We start from the raw sequence: 19679 nt of genomic DNA, 5'->3' as shown, positions 1-19679 counted from the left end.
CCGCAGGCGGGCCGTGGCGGCGGGGCTGGCCCTGACCGCCGCGGCACTGGTGGCGACGGGACCGGGGACGGCCGAGCGGCCCCAGGAGGCTGAGCGGGCGCGCGGGCACCCGGTGGCCGAGCCGGTGCGTGAGGAGCGGCTCGTCAGGAAGCGCGCGGTCACGACGGTGTCCGCACCGGTCCGCATCGCCGACGGTGCCACGGTGCGTCTGCTGCGCCCGGGCGACCGGGTCGACGTGATCGCGGCGGCCGAGGGCACGCCCGCAGGCGACGGCGAGGCCCGGGTGGTCGCGCGCGGGGCACGGGTCACGGAGGTGCCGGGGGCGAGCCCCGCCGAGACCGGCGCGCTGGTCGTCCTGGCCGTGCCCCGGGCCACGGCCGCGCGGCTGGCCGGGGCGGGCGTGGCCTCACGCTTGGCGGTGACCTTGTGGTGAGGGTCGACTGGACAGCTTTTGGACACCCTGCCGTAGGTTGCGGAGTGATCCGTTCCGCGAAGAGCGGCACAGCGAAGAGCAACACAGGAAGGGCCCGTGGTGAGCGAGCAGAAGAAGCCGAACGTCCTGGAGGGGTTCAAGGCCTTCTTGATGCGGGGCAACGTCGTCGACCTCGCCGTGGCGGTGGTCATCGGCGCGGCCTTCACCAGCATCGTGAACGCGGTGGTGAAGGGAGTCATCAACCCGCTGGTGGGAGCGTTCGGCACGATGAACCTCGACGGCTACAGCTGGTGCATCAAGGGTCCGTGCGAAACGGCCGCGGACGGCACGGTGAAGCAGGGCGTACAGATGATGTGGGGCTCGGTGCTCGGGGCCACCCTGACCTTCCTGATCACCGCCGCCGTCGTCTACTTCCTCATGGTCCTGCCGATGTCCAGGTACCTCGCACGCCAGGAAGCCCGACGACAGCGGCATGAGGCCACGCAGCAGGCCGTCCAGGTGACCGAGCTGCAGGTCCTCCAGGAGATCCGGGACGCCCTGGTGGCGCAGCAGCGGGGCCCGGGACAGGACCGCCCGTAGGTCCTCAGAGGTGGTGCGGTGGCTTCTCGTCCAGGAAGCGCCTCAGGTCGGCCGCGCTGTCACGGTCGCCGTCGCCTGACGGCTCACCCCACCCGCGGTCCGTGTCGTCCGTCGACTGCCGGCTCAGCGGGTCGTCGAAGACCAGCGCGGCTTTGGGGTCGCGCGACTCGGGTGCGGAAGCGGCGGTACTCATGCATCCAGGGTAAGCGCGGCCGGACCGGTGGAGGGCCCGGGCGAGCCGGTGGAGGGGCCGGACGGGCGGTGGATGGCTTACAGCGCGCCGTGCGGGGAATGTGGGGCGGGAGGTGCGGCCGGGGTGAAGGCTGGGTGAAAAAAGGCCCCCAGCAGGGGGCTTGGGCGAATCGTGGGGTCGCTCGGGAACGCCCCACGGGACTCGTGCGTTTTTTGAGCGTACGTTTTCTCGGATCCCGGACATAATGTCCGACCGAGGAGCTACGGTATGCACCCACAAGGTGACATGCAGCAACGCCGGGAGAAAGCCTTGAGCGTTCCGTACGAGACGACAGCGTACGAGCCACCTGAGTCGCCCGAGTCTCCGGAGGAGCATCTCGCGCGACTCCTCGGCCGCGCCCTGAACTCCTTCGAGCTGCCCGACGAGACGATACGGCGGCTCGACTGCGCACTGGCCCACGACAGCTCACTGCACTCGGCGCACTACAGCTCGGGACTGCACCGGTCGACGTACCGGCACACCTGGCTCCTCGCCGACGGCTGTGCGCTCACGCTGTGGGAGCTCGTGCACAACACGGCGCTCCCGGACAACGCCTCGCAGCACGAGCTGTACGTGGACGAGGAGGAGCTGCGCGCCGCCACCGCACGGCTGCCGCTGCCGCCGGACGCCCCGGAGCTGGAGCTGCCGGTGACACTGGAGCCGGCGTCGCTGCCCGAGCCCCGTCACGAGTACCTGCCGGACGACTCGGCCGATCACGCGCGCCGACTGCTGCGGCGCGCGGAGAACCCGGACCCGCCGGGCGAGGAGCTGGCCGCCGTGCTGCTGCGGACGGCGTTCGCGCACGAGATCACGCAGGCGTTCGGCAACCCGGGCCGGACCCGCCGCGTGGGGCCGCACTTCTCGCTGTACGAGCACGCCTTCTTACTCACCGACGGGCGGGAGATCTCCCTGTGGGAGGTCGAGCACACGGCGACCCCGGACGGCCACCACATGTGCGAGGTCTACGCGACGGAGGACGCGGCCCGGGACGCGATGGAACGACGGGCGGCGAGCCCGGGCTGACCGAGACGCTACGAGCGTCCTGCCTCCCCCACCCCGGTCTCCCCGGCCCCTCGTCTCCCGGCCGGCCCGCCGGGCCGGGGGCGCTCCTCACCGAGCCGGCGGATCAGGTCGACGAAGGCTTCCCGCTCCACCGAAGTCAGCTCCACGTTCTCGGCCTGCGGGGCGGAGCTGCGCTGGCGGGGCACGCCCCGCGGAGGGCCGACGGGGCGGCGGGCCGAGCGCTCAGGTCGGGCGGAGCGCTCGGAGCGAGCACGCCGCATGGCCGTGTCCCGGCGCAGCACGCGGACCAGCACGGCGACCCAGATGGCCGCCGACGCGGCGAGGGTGACCACACCCACCAGTTGCAGGATCGACACGTGTTCAGGCATGCGTTCCAGTGAACACCACGCGTCAGGACGTCGGGCCCGCATCGTGACCTTTCTCGCAGGTCCGGCAGGTCCGGCAGGTCCGGCAGCTGGGGCAAATCCCGCGAGGACCGTGCGAGGACGTGGCAGCGAGTATGGGGGAAAGGGCGGCGGGGCGGCGGACGTCATGCGGCGGCCGCAGCCCCCTGTCCCGGGGCTGCGGCCGCCGTGCCGTGAGGTCGCGGATCAGGCCGCGACCGGCTCCTTGGTCTCCGTCCTGGCGGCGGGCGCGGGCGTGGCCGTCGTGCCCGGCTGGTCCTTGCGCATGCCCTTGAGGATGATGACCAGGCCCGCCGTGACCGCCGTACCGGCCGCGATGGCCAGCAGGTACAGGAACGGGCTGCCGATCAGGAAGGTGACCCAGACGCCGCCGTGCGGGGCGCGCAGTGTGGAGCCGAAGGCCATGGTCAGCGCGCCGGTGACCGCGCCGCCCACCATGGAGGCGGGGATGACGCGCAGCGGGTCGGCGGCGCCGAACGGGATCGCGCCCTCGGAGATGAAGGAGGCACCGAGGACCCAGGCCGCCTTGCCGTTCTCGCGTTCGGTCGGGGTGAACAGCTTCTTGCGGACCGTGGTGGCCAGGGCCATGCCGAGCGGCGGGACCATGCCGGCGGCCATCACGGCGGCCATCACCATCATCGCCGAGTCGCTCGGGTCCTGGACGGCGATGCCGGCCGTGCCGAAGGCGTAGGCGACCTTGTTGACCGGGCCGCCCAGGTCGAAGCACATCATCAGGCCGAGCAGCACGCCGAGCAGGACGGCGTTGGTGCCCGAGAGGCCGCTCAGCCAGTCCGTCATCGCCTTCTGGGCCTCGGCGATGGGCTTGCCGATCACCACGAACATCAGGAAGCCGACGACCATCGACGAGATCAGCGGGATGACGACCACCGGCATGATGCCGCGCATCACCGGCGGGATCCTGACCCGCTGGATGGCGAGCACGACCGCACCGGCCAGCAGACCGGCGACCAGGCCGCCGAGGAAGCCGGCGGCGATGTTGGAGGAGATCATGCCGCCGACGAAGCCGGGCACCAGGCCCGGGCGGTCCGCCATGCCGTACGCGATGTATCCGGCGAGGACGGGGATCAGGAAGTTGAAGGCGACGCCACCGGTCTGGTGCAGAAGCGCGGCCCAGCTGTCGAGCTGGGTCCAGACGAAGTGCTCGGTGACCGGCTTGGCCTCGTTGATGTCGTAGCCGCCGAGCGCGAAGCCGAGGGCGATCAGCAGACCGCCGGCCGCGACGAACGGAACCATGTAGCTGACACCGCTCATGAGCCACTTGCGCAGCTTGGTGCCGTAGCCCTCGCCGCTCTCGCCCCCGCGCTCGACGGGGGTCGAGCCGGGCCGTGCCGCGGCCGTGACCTCGCCGCGCGCGGCCTTCTCGCGGACTTCGGCGATCAGCTCGGCGGGTCGGTTGATGCCCGCCTTCACCCCGACGTCCACGGTGGGCTTCCCGGCGAACCGTTCCTTCTCCCGTACGGAGACGTCATGGGCGAAGATCACGCCGTCGGCGGCGGCGATGACCTCCGGGTCGAGCCGGGTGAAGCCGGCCGAGCCCTGCGTCTCGACGACGAGCTCGACGTCACCGGCGTCCCGGCCGGCGTTCTCCAGCGACTCGGCGGCCATGTAGGTGTGTGCGATGCCGGTGGGGCAGGAGGTGACGGCGACGATGCGGAACGGGCGGGCACTCCCCTCCCCGGTGGCGGTCGGCGCGGCGGGGGTACTGCCCGCGGCGGCACCGGAGGAGGCCGTTCCGTCCGGTGCCGCCGCGGAGTCCGCGGGTTCCTCGGTGCTGGCGCTGGAGCTGGTGCTGGCGCTGGAGCTGGTGCTAGCGCTGGAGCTGGTGGAGGGGGTGGGCGCGTCGCCACGGATCAGGGCGGCGGCGCCTTCCGCCTCGTCCACGGCCCGCAGCGCGGTCGTGAACTCGGCGTCCATCAACTGACGGGCGAGGGACGACAGGATCGTCAGATGGGCGTCGTCCGCACCGGCCGGGGCTGCGATCAGGAAGATCAGGTCGGCGGGCCCGTCAGGGGCGCCGAAGTCGATGCCGGCCACGCTGCGCCCGAACGCCAGGGTCGGCTCGGTGACGTGCGCGCTGCGGCAGTGCGGGATGCCGATGCCACCGTCGAGGCCGGTCGGCATCTGCGCCTCGCGCGCGGCAACGTCGGCGAGGAAGCCGTCCAGGTCGGTCACCCGGCCCTTGGCCACCATCCGCTCGGCGAGGGCGCGCGCCGCCGCTTCCTTGGTGTCGGCGGACAGGTCGAGGTCGACCAGGTCCGCGGTGATCATCTCGCTCATCGCGGGCTCCTTCGCTCGCGTATCGCCCGGGGGGAGCCGGGACGGGCGGGGATGGGGACAGAGGGAACGCAGGTAATGCGGGGAGTGCGGGAGGTACGGGGAGTGCAGGAAGTGCGAGGAGTGCAGGAGGTGCGGGAGGTGCGGCAGGTGCGGCAGGTGCGGCAGGTGCAAGCAGACACGGTCATGACACGGGCTCCGACAGCGCGCGGTCCGTCGGGACCTCCGCCGTCACCGTCACCGCGGCGGGCGCCAGGTCGGCCGGGGTCGGCATCACACTGCCGGGCAGCTGTACGGCGGCCGCGCCGTGGGCCACCGCGGAGGCGAGGGCCTCGGGGCCGTCACCGCCCGCGATGAGGAAACCGGCGAGGGACGCGTCCCCGGCGCCGACGTTGCTGCGTACGGCGGCGGGGGCGACGCGGGCGCCGCCGAACCACGCCCCCGAGGCGTCGACGAGCACCTGCCCGTCCGCGCCGAGGCTGGCGAGCACGGCGCCCGCGCCCAGCGCGCGCAGCTCCTCGGCGGCCTCGACCGCGTCACCGACGGTGGCGAGGGGGCGGCCGACCGCCTGGGCGAGCTCCTCGGCGTTGGGCTTCACCACGTCCGGGCGCTCGCGGAGGGCGGCCAGGAGCGCGGGTCCGGAGGTGTCGAGCGCGATCCGGACTCCGGCGGCGTGCGCCCGGGCGACCAGGGCGGCGTACCAGGAGGGCGCGAGGCCGCGTGGCAGGCTGCCGCAGCAGGCGATCCAGGAGGCGTCCCGCGACTGGGTGCGCACGGTCTCCAGGAGGAGTTCCTCCTCGGCGGCGGAGAGCTCGGGGCCCGGGGCGTTGATCTTCGTCAGAACCCCGTCCGCCTCGGCCAGGGCGATGTTGGAGCGGGTGGCGCCGGCGACCGGCACGGGGGCGACCTCGATGCCCTGGGTGTCCAGCAGGTCGGCGACGAGCGCGCCCGGCGCACCGCCCAGCGGCAGCACGGCCACGGTGCGCTGTCCGGCGGCGGCGACCGCCCGCGACACGTTGACGCCCTTGCCTCCCGGGTCCACGCGCTCGCCGGTGGCGCGGACGACCTCACCGCGGTCGAGCGAGGGGAGCTCGTACGTACGGTCGAGGGACGGGTTGGGGGTGACGGTGAGGATCATGCGCGTACTACTTCCGTGCCGCCGCGCTCCATGGCGGCGGCGTCCTCGGGGCTCAGCCCGCTGTCGGTGATCAGCAGGTCCACGTCGTCGAGGCCGCCGAAGCGGGCGAAGTGCTCCTGGCCGTGCTTGGCGGAGTCGGCGAGGAGCACGACCCTGCGGGCGGCGGCGACGGCCGCCCGCTTGACGGCCGCCTCGGCGAGGTCGGGGGTGGTCAGTCCGTGCTCGGCGGAGAAGCCGTTGGCCGCGACGAACAGCACGTCGGCGCGGATCTCGCCGTAGGCGCGCAGGGCCCAGGCGTCCACGGCCGCACGCGTACGGGTCCGGACCCGGCCGCCGACGAGGTGCAACTGCACGCCGGGGTGGTCCGCGAGCCGGGCCGCGGTGGGCAGGCTGTGCGTCACGACGGTGAGCGACGCCTCCAGCGGGAGCGCCGCAGCGAGGCGGGCGACCGTCGTGCCGGCGTCGAGGATGACCGTGCCGTCGCTCGGCAGTTCGGCGAGTGCGGCACGGGCGATCCGGTCCTTCTCGTCGGCCGCGGTGCCCTCGCGCTCGGCGAGGTCGGGCTCGAAGTCCAGCCGCCCCGCCGGTATGGCGCCGCCGTGCACCCGGCGGACGAGGCCCGCGCGGTCCAGCGCCTTGAGGTCGCGCCGGATGGTCTCCGCGGTGACCTGGAACTCCTCCGCCAGCGACATCACGTCCACGCGTCCGCCGTCACGGGCGAGCCGGAGAATCTCCTGCTGCCGCTCCGGTGCGTACACGCCCGTTCGCCTCCGACCCTGCCGCTCATGCCCGAACCTGTGGTTTCCCCCGGGAGATTACGCCCGGTTCTCCGGAAAGTAAACAGGTTCGGGCATGCGGCAGACGCAGTCGGGCATGTGACAGACGCAGTCGGGCACGCGGCGAACGCAATCGAGCACGTGTGATCAGTAAGCAGACGTGCGCGATGCACAAGCAAACGTGCGCGACAGCCAAGCGGACGTGCGCGATCCACCAGCAGACATACGCGATGAGCCGTCGGGACGCGTCCGGGTCAGACCGCGCCCTCGACGTGCTGGGCCGGGCGTTTCGGAAGGGCGAACATCAGCAGGAAGATCGACGCCAGCACCGCCGCGACCCACCCGAGCGCGTACCGGAAGGCATCCGCGTGGGCCGGGCCGATCTCGGCCGGAGCGAGCCGGTCCCCCATGACGCCGAAGAACACCACGGAGACCAGGCCCAGCCCCAGCGCGTGACCCATCTGCTGCACCGTACTGATCAGGCCGGACGCCGAGCCCGCGTGCTCGCGCGGCACCTCCGACAGGACCGCGTCCGTCAGCGGGGCCACGATCAGTCCCATCCCCACGCCCATCACGGCCAACGGGAGCACCATCTGCCAGGGGGTGATGGACATGCCGTACCGGTCGGACTCCCAGATGTAGAGGAGGATGCCGCCCGCCATCAGCAGGGCACCGGCCTGGAGGACCTTGCGGCCGAAGCGCGGGACCAGTTTCTGCACGGAGACGGCGGCCGCCAGCGAGACCGCGACCGAGAACGGCACACCGGTCAGACCGGCGCGCAGCGCGCTCCAGCCGAGCCCGATCTGCATGTAGAGGGTCCACACCAGGAAGAAGACGCCGAGGCCGACACCGAAGACGGTCTGCACCGCGATGCCGGCGGCGAAGCTCCGCACCCTGAACAGCGAGATTTCGATCAGCGGGGACCCGTCGATACGGGCCTTGCGCCTCTGGTACGCCACCAGTGCCGCGAACACCACCGGCGCACCCGCCATCGAGACGTGCCCCCACAGCGGCCAGCCCAGCTCGTGCCCGCGCGTCAGGGGGTAGATCAGCATCAGCAGGCCGAGCACGACCAGGGCCACGCCGACCAGGTCCAGCCTGAGTGCGCGCGGCGCCCTGGACTCCGTGATGTAGCGGCTGCCGAGGACGAATCCCGCGATGCCGACCGGAAGGTTGATCAGGAAGATCGGGCGCCACTCCAGGCCGAAGAGGTTCCACTCGGTGAGCAGGGCGCCGAGCAGCGGGCCGGAGACCGCGCCGAGGCCCACGATGGCGCCGAAGAGCCCGAAGACCTTCCCGCGCTCGTGTGCCGGGAAGGTGGCGTGCACGATCGAGAGCACCTGCGGCACCATCAGCGCGGCCATCGCGCCCTGCAGGAAGCGCCCGGCGACGAGCGTCTCCGGGCCGACGGCGAGGCCGCACAGCGCGGACGCGGCCGTGAAACCACCGATACCGATGAGGAAGAGGCGCTTGCGGCCGTGGATGTCGCCCAGCCGCCCGCCGGTGATGAGCCCCGCCGCGAAGGCGAGGGCGTAACCGGCGGTGATCCACTGGATCTGGCCCAGCGTCGCGCCCATGTCCCGCTGGATCGCCGGGATCGCGATGTTGACGATCGTGACGTCGACCAGGTCCATGAAGGCCGCGGTCATGACGATGGCGAGCGCGAACCAGCGCCGGCGGTCGGCGGGGGCATCCGCGCCGCCCGTGCCGACTGCACCGCCCGGACCGGACACGCCGACAGCCTGCCCACCCGGTGCGGGCGTCGTGGCTTTGCTTGAGATCATGCGCCGAAGTTAGGTCCGCACTAGGCCAGTCCATGTCCTAGTGCTCCGGCATCCTCGAGCCATGACGACGGACACCCCCGCCCGGCTGCTCCAGCTCCTCTCCCTCCTCCAGACGCCGCGCGAGTGGCCCGGCGGTGAGCTCGCCGAGCGGCTCGGCGTCTCCCGCCGCACGGTGCGCCGGGACATCGACCGGCTGCGCGAGCTCGGCTACCCGGTGCAGGCGACGATGGGGTCCGACGGCGGCTACCGGCTGATGGCCGGCAAGGCGATGCCCCCGCTCGTACTGGACGACGAGGAGGCCGTGGCGATCGCCGTCGGGCTGCGGGCGGGCGCGGGCCACGCCGTCGAGGGCGTGGAGGAGGCGGCGGTGCGGGCGCTCGCCAAGCTGGAGCAGGTGCTGCCGGCCCGGCTGCGCCACCGGGTCGCCACCCTCCAGGCCGCGACGACCGCCCGCACCAGTGGCGACGGGGCACGCATCGCCCCGGAGACGCTGACCGTGATGGCCTCGACGGTGGCGGGACGGGAGCGCCTGCGGTTCGCGTACCGGTCCGGTGACGGCACCCCGTCGCGGCGCCTGACCGAGCCCTACCGGCTGGTGTCGACCGGCCGCCGCTGGTACCTCGTGGCGTACGACCTGGACCGCGCCGACTGGCGCACCTTCCGCGTGGACCGGGTCGGCGACCCCCTGGCGACGGGCACGCGGTTCACGCCGCGCGAACTCCCGACGGGCAGCGCGGCCGAGTACTTGCGGCGGTCGGTGTTCCGGCAGCGGGAGACGTACGAGGTCGACGTCACCTTCGCGGCGCCCTCGGCCTTCATAGCGGCCCGGCTGCCGCACTGGATGGGTGTGCCCGAACCCATCGACGCGCAGAGCTGCCGACTGCGGGCCTCCGTGAGCGACCCGGTGGAGTGGCTGACGGGACAGCTGGCGTCACTGGACTGCGATTTCATGGTGCACGAACCCCCGGCACTGGTCGGCCACCTCAGGGAGCTGGGAGCGCGGCTGACGCGTGCGGCGGACGCGGGGTGAGCCGCTGACCACCGAGTGATCTCCACGGCGACGGAGTTTGCCTCTGTGGCACAATTTGCCGACCGGGTCACCCCGCGGTTCAGGTGCGGGGTGGTCCTCCCGCCGGGGAACCGGGTACGCGACGCGACCGAATTCCTGGCGCAACGGGGGAGGAGCCGAGCTCCGGCGCCAGGGGGGAGGCGCCGAAGCTCGGCTCTGGGAAGTCCCGGCGCCGGGGGGAGTGCGTCGGGACTTGGCTCTGGTGGGCTCCGGCTCGTCGTGCCGGGCCTGCTGGGTGACTACGAGGGTGCGGTGCCGTCCTGCGAGCGTGCGGTTCCGGGAGTGCGGCGGTACGGGAGTACGCGTCGCGGGCTTCAGGGGAACCCCCGATCGTGGTCCCGGGCGCGTGGCTGCTCCGGGCCTTTCGATGTCGTGGGCTCGGAGGTCTTGTGCCCCGGAAACCCGGAGTTGAAGCGGTATCTCGCAAGCAATTTCGACCGCCGAGGCGGTGGCGCCCGTCACCGGCCCGGCGCTTGGCCGTCGGATCGTACACCTGTGACGCACAGGTCACGGCGGCAGCACTGGTGACGCACAGGTCACGGCGGCAGCACTGATCGGTACGCCAGGTTCACGGCTCGCACACCGGTACAGCTCTGCACAGTGACGTTTCTGCGCGGACGGTCCCCGCGCCCGCCGCCGACGGGCCCCGGCGGATGCCGGGGCCGGCACGGCGGTCAGGCAGCCGCGTCGAAGCCCGTGTCGCGGGCGAGCTTCTTCAGCTCCAGCAGGGCGTGCTTCTCGATCTGGCGGATGCGCTCACGGGTGAGACCGTGCTCCTTACCGACCTCGGTGAGCGTGCGCTCGCGTCCGTCCTCGATGCCGTACCGCATCTTGATGATCGAGGCCGTACGTTCGTCGAGCCGTCCGATCAGGTCGTCCAGCTCCTCGCTGCGCAGCAGGGTGAGCACCGACTGCTCGGGCGAGACCGCGGAGGTGTCCTCCAACAGGTCGCCGAACTGGGTCTCGCCCTCGTCGTCCACCGACATGTTGAGCGACACCGGGTCGCGCGCCCAGTCCAGCACGTCCGAGACGCGCTCGGGCGTCGAGCCCAGCTCGGTCGCTATCTCGGCCGGCTCGGGGTCGCGGCCGTGCTCACGGTTGAACTCGCGCTGCACCCGGCGGATCCTGCCCAGCTCCTCGACGAGGTGCACGGGCAGCCGGATGGTCCGCGACTGGTCGGCGATGGAACGGGTGATGGCCTGGCGGATCCACCACGTGGCGTACGTGGAGAACTTGAAGCCCTTGCGGTAGTCGAACTTCTCGACGGCGCGCACCAGGCCGGCGTTGCCCTCCTGGATCAGGTCGAGCAGCGGCAGACCGCTGCGCGGGTAGCGCCGGGCCACGGCCACCACGAGGCGGAGGTTGGACTTGATGAAGATGTCCTTCGCCCGCTCGGCGTCGGCCACCAGGGCCTCGAGCTCCTCGCGGGTGGCGTCCGCCTTGGCCTCCTCCTCACCATCGAGGATCTGCCGTGCGAACACGCCGGCCTCGATGATCTGGGACAGCTCGACCTCCTTGGCGGCGTCGAGCAGCGGCGTGCGTGCGATCTCGTCGAGGTACATGCCGACCAGGTCGCGGTCGGCGATCTCACCGCTCGAGGCGCGAACGCTGTTGGCCGCGTCGCCTCCGCCGGAGGCGGACTTACGACGAGCGGCGACGGCACGGGTTGCCATGCGTGCTCCCTTGCGTATCGGAGTCCTCCCCGCTCACGACGTGGCGTGTGCTTCGCCGTGCGCCGGACAGAGGGCTAGCGGTTGGTCCTGTGGCGCTGGTGACACCCTCCCGGGTGCCCACCATCTGATGGAAACAACGACTGGAATCGGGACAGAATTCCCAGCCGGTCCCGCCATTTTCGTGATCATGCAGTACCCTGTCGCGCCACAGCACGAGGACGAGTACCACAGGAACCCACGGATACGCAGGTCAACCCAAGAATCAGGACCACTCCGCCGGCTGCCCACAGCCCCGCGCCCGGCCCGGAAGTGAGACGCCGCTCACAGGGCGACCCCCCTCTTCACGCCGAGCCGCAGGGAGCACCACCCCTGCGGCCCACTCCCATCCACCCGTCTCCGAAGACGAACCGCACCGCCCGTTGGTTGCCGGAAACGGATGCGGAAGCCGGTCCGAGAGCCGGTCCGGAAGCCGGCCCGAAGGCCGTACGCGCCGTCAGCCGAACTGCACCGACCGCTTCGCCAGCCCCATCCAGAAGCCCTCGATCACCGACCGCTGCGCGTCCAGCTCGCCGGAGGCGTCCGCCGCGCCCATGGTCACGAAGAGCGGAGCGAAGTGCTCGGTACGCGGATGGGCCAGGAGACCGGCCGGGGACTTGCGGGTGAAGTCGAGGAGGGCGTCCACGTCGCCCGCGGCCAGCGCGCGCTGCCCCCAGTCGTCGAACTCGGCGGACCACGCGGGGATGCCGGGCTGCCGCAGAGCGGCCAGGTTGTGGGTGAAGAAGCCGGAGCCGACGATCAGCACACCCTCGTCCCGCAGGGGCGCCAGCCGGCGGCCGATGTCCATCAGCCTCACCGGGTCCAGCGTCGGCATCGATATCTGGAGGACGGGGATGTCGGCGTCCGGGAACATCTCGACCAGCGGGACGTACGCACCGTGGTCCAGGCCGCGGTCGGGGATGTCCTGCACCGGCATGCCGGGCGCGCGCAGCAGTCCGCGCACGGACTCGGCGAGCGCGGGCGCGCCGGGGGCGTCGTACCGGACCCGGTAGTAGTGCTCGGGGAAGCCCCAGAAGTCGTACACGAGGGGGACGGCCGAGGTGGCGCCGAGCGCCAGCGGGGCCTCCTCCCAGTGCGCGGAGACGACGAGGATCGCCTTGGGGCGCGGCAGACCCGCCGACCAGGCGGCCAGCTCACCCGGCCAGACCGGGTCGTCGGCGAGCGGCGGGGCACCATGACTCAGATAGATGGCGGGCATGCGCTCCACAGTGGGGCGCTCCTCGGCGACGACGGACATGCGACGGCTCCCTTCGCGACGGTACGGCGGTACGGCGGTACGGCGTGTGCAGCAGTGCGTGACGTGCGTGGACGTGCGTGCGCGCGGACTGATACTTGAAACCTCAAAATCTATCCTCAGGCTACTCCCGCTTTGTTTAGCTTTCAATTAGGAGCCTCGTACAGTGGAGTAATGAACACGGCATCCGCTGCACCCGCTGAAGAACCGCGCTGGCTCACCGACGAGGAACAGCGCGTCTGGCGTGCGTACATGCACGCGACGATCCTTCTGGACGACCACCTCGACCGTCAGCTCCAGCGTGACGCGGGCATGCCGCACATCTATTACGGCCTGCTCGTGGCCCTGGTCGAGGCGCCGGGCAAGCGGCTGCGGATGACGGAACTGGCCAGGCAGTCGAAGATCACCCGTTCGCGCCTCTCGCACGCCGTGGCGCGGCTGGAGAAGAACGGCTGGGTCCGCCGCGAGGACTGTCCCTCCGACAAGCGGGGCCAGTTCGCCGTACTGACGGACGAGGGGAACGAGGTGCTCGAGCGCACCGCGCCCGGCCACGTGGCCACCGTGCGCCAGGCGTTCTTCGACCGGCTCACCCCGGAACAACAGCAGTCCCTCGGCGAGATCCTGCAGATCATCGCCGAGGGACTGCAGCCCAAGGAGGCGGGCGCGGACCTGCCCTGGCTCCGCTGAGGGCCGAGCGGGCGATCCGGGGCTCCGCCGCCCCGAGGCAGCACCGCCCCGGGGCACCGTGCACCATGCACCGCGCCCCGGGACGGCGTCACCGCACCGTCAGTGCATCACCACCGGCACCTGCAACTCGTGGCCGGCAGCCTCGCCACTGTCGCTTCCACCGGCACCGGCAGCACCACCGGACCCCTTGGTCACCCCGGGCCGCCCGGCGTTGACTAGGGTCGCCGCGATCACGGCGGAGAGCGTCAGGATGCCGACCGCGAACCAGATGGCGCTGGTGTAGCCGTGCACCATGCCCTCGAGCTGGACCAGCTGTGCCTGCGTGCGGGAGGTCGCCGAGGCGAGGTGGTCCGTGACGTAGGCGGTGGTGGCCGAGGCGGCGACCGTGTTCAGCAGGGCCGTACCGATCGCACCGCCCACCTGCTGGGAGGTGTTGACCATCGCGGAGGCGACACCGGAGTCCCGCGGCTCGACACCCAGCGTGGCCAGGGACATGGCCGGCATGAACGCCGTACCCATACCGAGGCCGAGCAGCAGCTGGGCGGGCAGCAGCAGACCGGCGTACGAGGAGCCGATCTCCAGCCGGGTCAGCAGCAGCATGCCGACGGCGGCGACCAGGAAGCCGGGGCCCATCAGCAGCCGCGGCGGGACCCGGGTCATCAGCCGGGCGCCGATCTGGGTGGATCCCGTGATCATGCCCGCGATCATCGGCAGGAACGCGAAGCCGGTCCTGACCGGGGAGTATCCCTTCACGACCTGGAGGTAGTAGGTCAGGAAGAGGAAGAGGCCGAACATCGCGATGACCGCGAGGCCGAGGGAGAGGTAGACACCACCGCGGTTGCGCTCGGTGAGCACCCGCAGCGGCAGCAGCGGGGCCCGGACGCGGGACTCGACGAGGACGAAGGCCGCCAGCAGGACCACCGAGGCGACGAACATGGTGACCGTCAGCGCGTCGCTCCAGCCCCCGGTCTCGGCCCGGGTGAAGCCGTACACGAGTGCGACCAGGCCCAGGGTGGACAGGACGACGCCCGGGATGTCGAGCGGCGAGCGGTTGCGGCCCCCCGCGGGCTCACGGACGACGAGGTACGCGCCGACCGCGGCGACGATCGCGAACGGGATGTTCACGAAGAAGGTCCAGCGCCAGTTCAGGTACTCGGTGAGGACGCCGCCGAGGATCAGGCCGACGGCGCCACCGGCACCGGCGATGGCGCCGTAGATGCCGAACGCCTTCGCGCGCTCCTTGGTGTCCGTGAACATCACGGCCAGCAGGGAGAGCGCGGCGGGCGCGAGCAGCGCACCGAACGCGCCCTGCAGCGCGCGGGCACCGAGCATCATCGCCTCACCGGTCGCCGCACCGCCCAGCGCGGAGGCCGCGGCGAAGCCGATCAGTCCGGTGACGAAGGTGCGCCGACGGCCCCACAGGTCGGAGATGCGGCCGCCGAAGAGCAGCAGACCACCGAAGGCGAGGGCGTAGGCGGTGATGACCCATTGCCGGTTGCCGTCCGATATCCCCAGGTCCTGCTGGGCGGTGGGCAGCGCGATGTTCACAATGGTGCCGTCGAGGACGACCATCAGCTGGGCGAGCGCGATGAAGACGAGCGCCTTCCAGCGGTTGGGATCGAGAGTGCTGCCGCGATCGCCAGGAGTGCGATCGAGGGCGGGAGCCGGAGCCGCGCCGGTGTCGGCGGCGGCCGGGGCTGTATCAGGCATGGAGGTACCCACTTCGGGACTTCGTGACGGAAAAGAGGAACGAGTGAGCCCCACGGCGCACATGGGCTATCAGTGCGCGTGGTGTGAGTGACGCGAGTGCGTGAACGCTGTGCGTGAACGCGAGTGCGTATGTGGTCTTGGTGGCGTGAGTGGTGAATCGGGTGGGGCCGACTAACCCACTGATCGGTCAGTGGTCGGTGGTCAGGCCTGTCGCAGATCCTCCAAGGTCGTGGTCGCACCGGGCAGGTCCGACCGGGCAGGGGCGCGCAGCCCGTCCAGGAACAGCTGCAGATGACGGTGTACGAACCGGTCGACGTGCAGGCACGCGGCACCGGCCGGGGGCCGGCTGAGCTGGGCGACCGCGACCATCAGGTCGCCCACGCCCACGTCCGGGCGGAGCTGCCCGGCCGCCCTGGCACGCTCCATGAGCACCGCCACGAGCTCCTCGACCCGCTCGCGCGCGGCCACGAGGTCCGGGTGGTGCTGGTCGAAAGTGCTGGGAACCATCGGACACAGGGCGCTGATCCGCTCGTCGGCGGCGGCGTGCACGAAGCGGGACAGCGCCTCGAAGGCGTCGCCCGTCTCGGTCAGCGCCTGCTCCGCCGCCTCGGCCGTACGGTCGATGACCGAGCAGACGACCTCCCGCGCCAGCGCGTCGCGGTCCGGGAAGTTGCGGTACAGCGTGGCGTTGCCGACGCCGGCCCGGCGGGCGATCTCGTCCAGCGGCACCTCGGGGCCGAACTCGACGAACATCTCCCGGGCGGCGGTGACGATCCGCTCCCGGTTGCGCAGGGCGTCGGCGCGCGGCCGGGACGCCTTGCGCGGTGCGGGATGCGCGGTCTGCACGGTGTACTCCTCGACGCTCGACGGTTCTCGTACCGAATCAGTTCTCGTACCGGGTCCGCCGGTGATCCGGGGAGAAGCTCCCCGATTCGCACGGACACTGGCTAAACGGGGAGCTGGTCCCCGGTTATTTCCCCCGCACCACATTCCTCATGTGACCTACGTCACACCAGCGCGCCCCGGAATCCCACGATCGGCTCCTCCAGCGCGCGCCCGCACCGCCTCCGTCCCAGGGTGATCGGAAAGGGTGCAGCCAGAGACCGGCGGCTGCCGCGGGACGAGGGGTCCATGCATGCAGCCAGCCAGCCGGATACCCCCCGCCGGGCAGGGCCCCGGCCCCGATCTCGACTCCGGCCCCGACCCCGTCGCCGCCTCCGGCTCCGGCTCCGACCCCGTTGCCGCCTCCGGCTCCGGCCCCGACCCCGTTGCCGCCTCCGGCTCCGGCTCCGGCTCCGGCTCCGAACGGAACCTCCGCCGCCGGATACGCCCCCGCCGCGTGGCCGCGCTCGCCTCGGTCACCGCCCTCACCCTCGCGGTCAGCACATCCGCCGGCACCGTGCACCTGAGGGGGCACCCGACGGAAGCCGCCGGCGCCACCCCGCTCGGCCACGGCACCCCCCTGGCGCCCTGCATGATCAGCGGACCGCTCGACGTCCAGATGACGGAGGGCATCCCGACCCCGCCCGGCTACGCCCGTTCCACGGGCACCGTCCGCGCCCTCAACCTGATGATCGACTTCGCGGACGCCCCCGGCGAGGGCACCGCGCTCGAACGCCTCGCGGAGTTCGCCCCGCAGACCCGCGCCTGGTTCGCCACCAGTTCCTACGGCAGGCTCGACTACCGGGCCGAGGCCCCGATCGGCCACTGGCTGCGCATGCCGAAACCGTTCAGCGCGTACGGCCTGGAACGCGGCGCTCCTTTCGAGCCCGGCTACCGGAAACTGGTCGAGGACCTCGTGGCCGTGGCCGACCCGGCGGTCGACTTCCCCGCGTACGACCTCCTGAACGTGCTGGTCACCCCGAACGCGGGCCCCTCCGCGCTGGACACCGTCCTGTCGGTGACCTTCGCCGGCAACCGCGACGCGCCGGACGCCGACGGGACGCCGCTCAGCAACGCGTCCTTCGTCTACAGCCGCCAGGACGACGGCTCCGGCGCCTACGAGGAGACCGGCTACCGGGTACTCCCCCACGAGAACGGCCACGTCTTCGGCCTGCCCGACCTCTACACCCACGAGGGCGGGGGCGCCGCCGGGCACTGGGACATCATGAGTGAGGACTGGGGCGCCGACAACGACCTCCTCGGCTGGCACAAGTGGAAGCTGGGCTGGCTGGACGAGACCCAGGTGAGCTGCGCGGCCTCCTCCGGGACCGCCGAGTACACGCTCACCCCGCTGCCCGAGCCCGGCGGCGCCAAGCTGGTCGTCGTCCCGCTCGACTCCCGTACGGCGTACGCGGTCGAACTGCGCACCCGCGGCGGCAACGACGTGGCGGTCTGCCGCCCGGGCATCCTCGTGTACAAGGTCGACGCGACCGTGGACACGGGCGACGGGCCCGTGCGGGTGTTCGACTCACGGCGGGACAGCGGCGGCTGCACCCGCAGCCCCAACGTCCACGCGGAACTGTCGGACGCGACGTTCGTCCCCGGAGAGACCTTCGAGGACCGGCGCGCCGGCATCGCCATCGCCGTCGCGGCCACCGACGCGGCCGGCGACCACCGCGTACGGGTGACCCGCCGCTGACCCGAGCATGACGGGTCCGGGCACCCGACCACGGCGGACCATGACGGGTCGGGCACCCGTCACCGAGCCCGCGACCATGACGGCTCCGGGCCGGCCGGGCTTACGGTGACCCCATGGTCCCGAACGTCGCCTCCGACACCTCGGCTGCTGCCGGTGCGGCCACGCCCGCCGAAGCCGTCACCCCGCTCATGCGCGGCATCGGCGTGCTGCGGCTGCTCACCGAGGCGGGCGGGACGGCCGCCCTCAGCGACCTGGAACGGGCCAGCGGACTCGCCCGCTCCACCGTGGACCGGATCACGGCGACGCTCGCCCGCATGGGCCACCTCCGCCTCGACGGCCGTGACGCCGTACTCGCACCCCGCCTGATGGAACTCGGCAACGCCTACCTCGCCGCCCTGCGCCTGCCGAGGCTCCTGGACGCGCACGCGGACGCCCTCGCCGACGAACTGGACGAGTCGGTCTCCCTCGCGGTCGCCGACCAGGACGGCATCCGCTTCATCCACCAGGCGACCCGCCGCCGCGCGATGTCGCTGAGCTTCCGCATCGGCGACCTGCTGCCCGCCGAACGCACCGCGCCTGGCCCGCTGTTCGCGGCCGAATGGGGCGAGGAGGACTGGGCCCGCTGGCGCGCCAGGCGGTCGGCGGACCCGCACGACAGCGCCTTCCCGGCAGTACCTCCGCGAACGACTCCACCGCTCCGGGCGGACGACGACGACTTCGAGGCGCGGGCCGCCGCGGCGGGCGCCCGGGGCTGGTCGCTGGACGACCAGCTGATCGAGCCGGGGCTGGTCGCGCTGGCCATGCCCGTACGGGACGCGGACGGCCGTACCGCCTGCGTGGTGAGCGTGGTGAGCCACACCAGCCGCCACACCGCGGACGACCTGCGCCGGACGCTGCTGCCCCGGCTGCGCACGGCGGTCACGACGATGGAACGCGAGGTACGCGAAGCACGCGAAACCCCCCTCACCGCAACCACGGCCACCACGACCACCACGGCCGCTACCACCGGAACCGCCACCGGACTCGCCGCCTGGACAGGCGCCTCCAAACAGGAACTGGGCCGTGAGTTCGTCGAGTCGCTGGCCCGCGGCCTGACCGTCATCACGGCGTTCGGGGAAGGCCGTGCGGCGCTGACCCTGAGCGAGGTGGCCGAGGCGACGGGCCTGGCCCGGGCAACGGCGCGACGCGCCCTGATCACCCTCACGCACCTGGGTCACGTCACCACGCACGACGACCGCGCCTTCCGCCTCACCCCACGCGTCCTCGAACTCGGCTTCCCCCCGCTCTCCCGGACGACACTGCCCGACATCGCGGCCCCGCACCTGAAGACACTCTCCGCCCGGCTGCACGAGTCGGCGTCACTGGCGGTACTGACGGGCGACGACATCCAGTACACGGCCCGTGCCGCGACCAGCCGCATCATGAGCGTCAACCTCACGGTCGGCACCCGCCTGCCCGCCTACGCCACGGCGCTCGGCCGGGTACTGCTGGCGGACCTCCCGCAGCCACGGCTGCCCGAACTGAAGCCGCTGACCCCCCGCACGGTCACGGATCCCGGCGAACTCACCACCCTCCTGCACCACGTACGCACCGAGGGGTACGCCCTCGTCGACGGTGAACTGGAAGAAGGACTGCTCTCGATCGCGGTACCGGTACGGGAGCTCGGCGGCCGCGCGGTCGCCGCGGTGAACGTCGCCCAGCACAGCAGCCGCCGCACCCCGGACCAATGCGTACGCGAGCTCCTGCCGGAACTACGAGCGACGGTCCACGCCATCGAGGCGGACCTGCACGTGGCGGGCCGCTTTCGCACGGTACCGAACACCTGAGCACCCAAGCCGTACGCCCTGCACCGCACCCTGACCACCGACGGAAAACCACGCAACCCGACCGAACCGGCCCCGCGCCACGCTCCACACCCACAACCTGGGCGACCACCACAGACACCATCCGCTAGGCTGTCCCCGGTCGGCCACACCCACACGGCCTCGCGGGCCCGTACCGGTC

17 protein-coding genes are annotated in these 19679 nt (G+C 72.0%); 7 read left to right on the top strand and 10 right to left on the bottom strand.

The window, feature by feature from the left end; all coding sequences use genetic code 11:
- The first annotated feature begins 13 nt into the window (after nucleotides 1-13).
- Complete coding sequence (locus UW392_RS23915; RefSeq protein ID WP_320777151.1) at nucleotides 14-433, top strand: hypothetical protein; 420 nt, start codon at nucleotides 14-16, stop codon at nucleotides 431-433.
- 99 nt (nucleotides 434-532) lie between these two features.
- Nucleotides 533-1012: a large conductance mechanosensitive channel protein MscL gene (gene mscL, locus UW392_RS23910; protein WP_320777150.1), complete on the top strand. Its 480-nt coding sequence runs from the start codon at nucleotides 533-535 to the stop codon at nucleotides 1010-1012.
- A 4-nt stretch (nucleotides 1013-1016) separates the two neighbouring features.
- On the opposite strand, the gene UW392_RS23905 is transcribed toward mscL, so the two are convergent.
- Nucleotides 1017-1205 carry a hypothetical protein gene (locus UW392_RS23905; protein WP_320777149.1) on the bottom strand — a complete coding sequence of 63 codons (189 nt, stop codon included), beginning with the start codon at nucleotides 1203-1205 and terminating at the stop codon, nucleotides 1017-1019.
- 309 nt (nucleotides 1206-1514) lie between these two features.
- On the opposite strand from UW392_RS23905, the gene UW392_RS23900 reads away from it, so the two are divergent.
- Nucleotides 1515-2267 (top strand): DUF6227 family protein, encoded by a 753-nt coding sequence (locus UW392_RS23900; RefSeq protein WP_320777148.1) that lies wholly within the window; start codon nucleotides 1515-1517, stop codon nucleotides 2265-2267.
- A gap of 8 nt (nucleotides 2268-2275) precedes the next feature.
- On the opposite strand, the gene UW392_RS23895 is transcribed toward UW392_RS23900, so the two are convergent.
- The 5 genes from UW392_RS23895 to UW392_RS23875 form a co-directional block, all read right to left on the bottom strand.
- Entirely contained in the window at nucleotides 2276-2635 is a 360-nt protein-coding gene (locus tag UW392_RS23895) for a hypothetical protein (protein ID WP_320777147.1), read from the bottom strand.
- A 222-nt stretch (nucleotides 2636-2857) separates the two neighbouring features.
- Complete coding sequence (locus UW392_RS23890; protein WP_320777146.1) at nucleotides 2858-4969, bottom strand: fructose-specific PTS transporter subunit EIIC; 2112 nt, start codon at nucleotides 4967-4969, stop codon at nucleotides 2858-2860.
- Between the two features lie 181 nt (nucleotides 4970-5150).
- A complete protein-coding gene (gene pfkB / locus UW392_RS23885) occupies nucleotides 5151-6104 on the bottom strand; it encodes a 1-phosphofructokinase (RefSeq protein ID WP_320777145.1) in 954 nt (317 codons plus the stop codon).
- Nucleotides 6101-6862: a DeoR/GlpR family DNA-binding transcription regulator gene (locus UW392_RS23880; RefSeq protein ID WP_320777144.1), complete on the bottom strand. Its 762-nt coding sequence runs from the start codon at nucleotides 6860-6862 to the stop codon at nucleotides 6101-6103. The genes pfkB and UW392_RS23880 overlap by 4 nt, the downstream gene beginning before the upstream one ends.
- A gap of 272 nt (nucleotides 6863-7134) precedes the next feature.
- Entirely contained in the window at nucleotides 7135-8664 is a 1530-nt protein-coding gene (locus UW392_RS23875) for an MFS transporter (protein ID WP_320777143.1), read from the bottom strand.
- Nucleotides 8665-8725: 61 nt separating this feature from the next.
- Between UW392_RS23875 and UW392_RS23870 the strand changes: the two genes are divergently transcribed.
- Complete coding sequence (locus tag UW392_RS23870; protein WP_320777142.1) at nucleotides 8726-9694, top strand: YafY family protein; 969 nt, start codon at nucleotides 8726-8728, stop codon at nucleotides 9692-9694.
- A 713-nt stretch (nucleotides 9695-10407) separates the two neighbouring features.
- Here the strand turns inward: UW392_RS23870 and UW392_RS23865 are convergent.
- Both UW392_RS23865 and UW392_RS23860 read right to left on the bottom strand, forming a co-directional pair.
- Nucleotides 10408-11406 (bottom strand): RNA polymerase sigma factor RpoD/SigA, encoded by a 999-nt coding sequence (locus UW392_RS23865; protein ID WP_320777141.1) that lies wholly within the window; start codon nucleotides 11404-11406, stop codon nucleotides 10408-10410.
- Nucleotides 11407-11899: 493 nt separating this feature from the next.
- On the bottom strand, nucleotides 11900-12661 hold the full coding sequence (locus tag UW392_RS23860; protein ID WP_320777163.1) for a class III extradiol ring-cleavage dioxygenase: 762 nt from the start codon (nucleotides 12659-12661) through the stop codon (nucleotides 11900-11902).
- Between the two features lie 210 nt (nucleotides 12662-12871).
- Between UW392_RS23860 and UW392_RS23855 the strand changes: the two genes are divergently transcribed.
- Nucleotides 12872-13384: a MarR family winged helix-turn-helix transcriptional regulator gene (locus tag UW392_RS23855; RefSeq protein WP_320777140.1), complete on the top strand. Its 513-nt coding sequence runs from the start codon at nucleotides 12872-12874 to the stop codon at nucleotides 13382-13384.
- A gap of 99 nt (nucleotides 13385-13483) precedes the next feature.
- Here the strand turns inward: UW392_RS23855 and UW392_RS23850 are convergent, their stop codons facing one another.
- Nucleotides 13484-15094 (bottom strand): MFS transporter, encoded by a 1611-nt coding sequence (locus UW392_RS23850; RefSeq protein ID WP_320777139.1) that lies wholly within the window; start codon nucleotides 15092-15094, stop codon nucleotides 13484-13486.
- A gap of 201 nt (nucleotides 15095-15295) precedes the next feature.
- Nucleotides 15296-15940, bottom strand: coding sequence for a helix-turn-helix domain-containing protein (locus UW392_RS23845; RefSeq protein WP_320777138.1), 645 nt, complete (start codon nucleotides 15938-15940; stop codon nucleotides 15296-15298).
- Between the two features lie 289 nt (nucleotides 15941-16229).
- Here UW392_RS23845 and UW392_RS23840 point away from each other — a divergent pair, with 289 nt between their 5' ends.
- Together UW392_RS23840 and UW392_RS23835 are read left to right on the top strand one after the other, a co-directional pair.
- The gene (locus UW392_RS23840; protein ID WP_320777137.1) at nucleotides 16230-17675 is read left to right on the top strand and encodes a M6 family metalloprotease domain-containing protein; all 1446 of its coding nucleotides are present in this window, start codon (nucleotides 16230-16232) and stop codon (nucleotides 17673-17675) included.
- A gap of 113 nt (nucleotides 17676-17788) precedes the next feature.
- On the top strand, nucleotides 17789-19501 hold the full coding sequence (locus UW392_RS23835; protein WP_320777136.1) for an IclR family transcriptional regulator C-terminal domain-containing protein: 1713 nt from the start codon (nucleotides 17789-17791) through the stop codon (nucleotides 19499-19501).
- Nucleotides 19502-19679 lie beyond the last annotated feature (178 nt).

The organism is Streptomyces sp. CRN 30 (assembly GCF_034105845.1).
The sequence above is the reverse complement of the archived record's forward strand: the minus strand, read 5'-3'. Positions and strand labels throughout refer to the sequence as shown.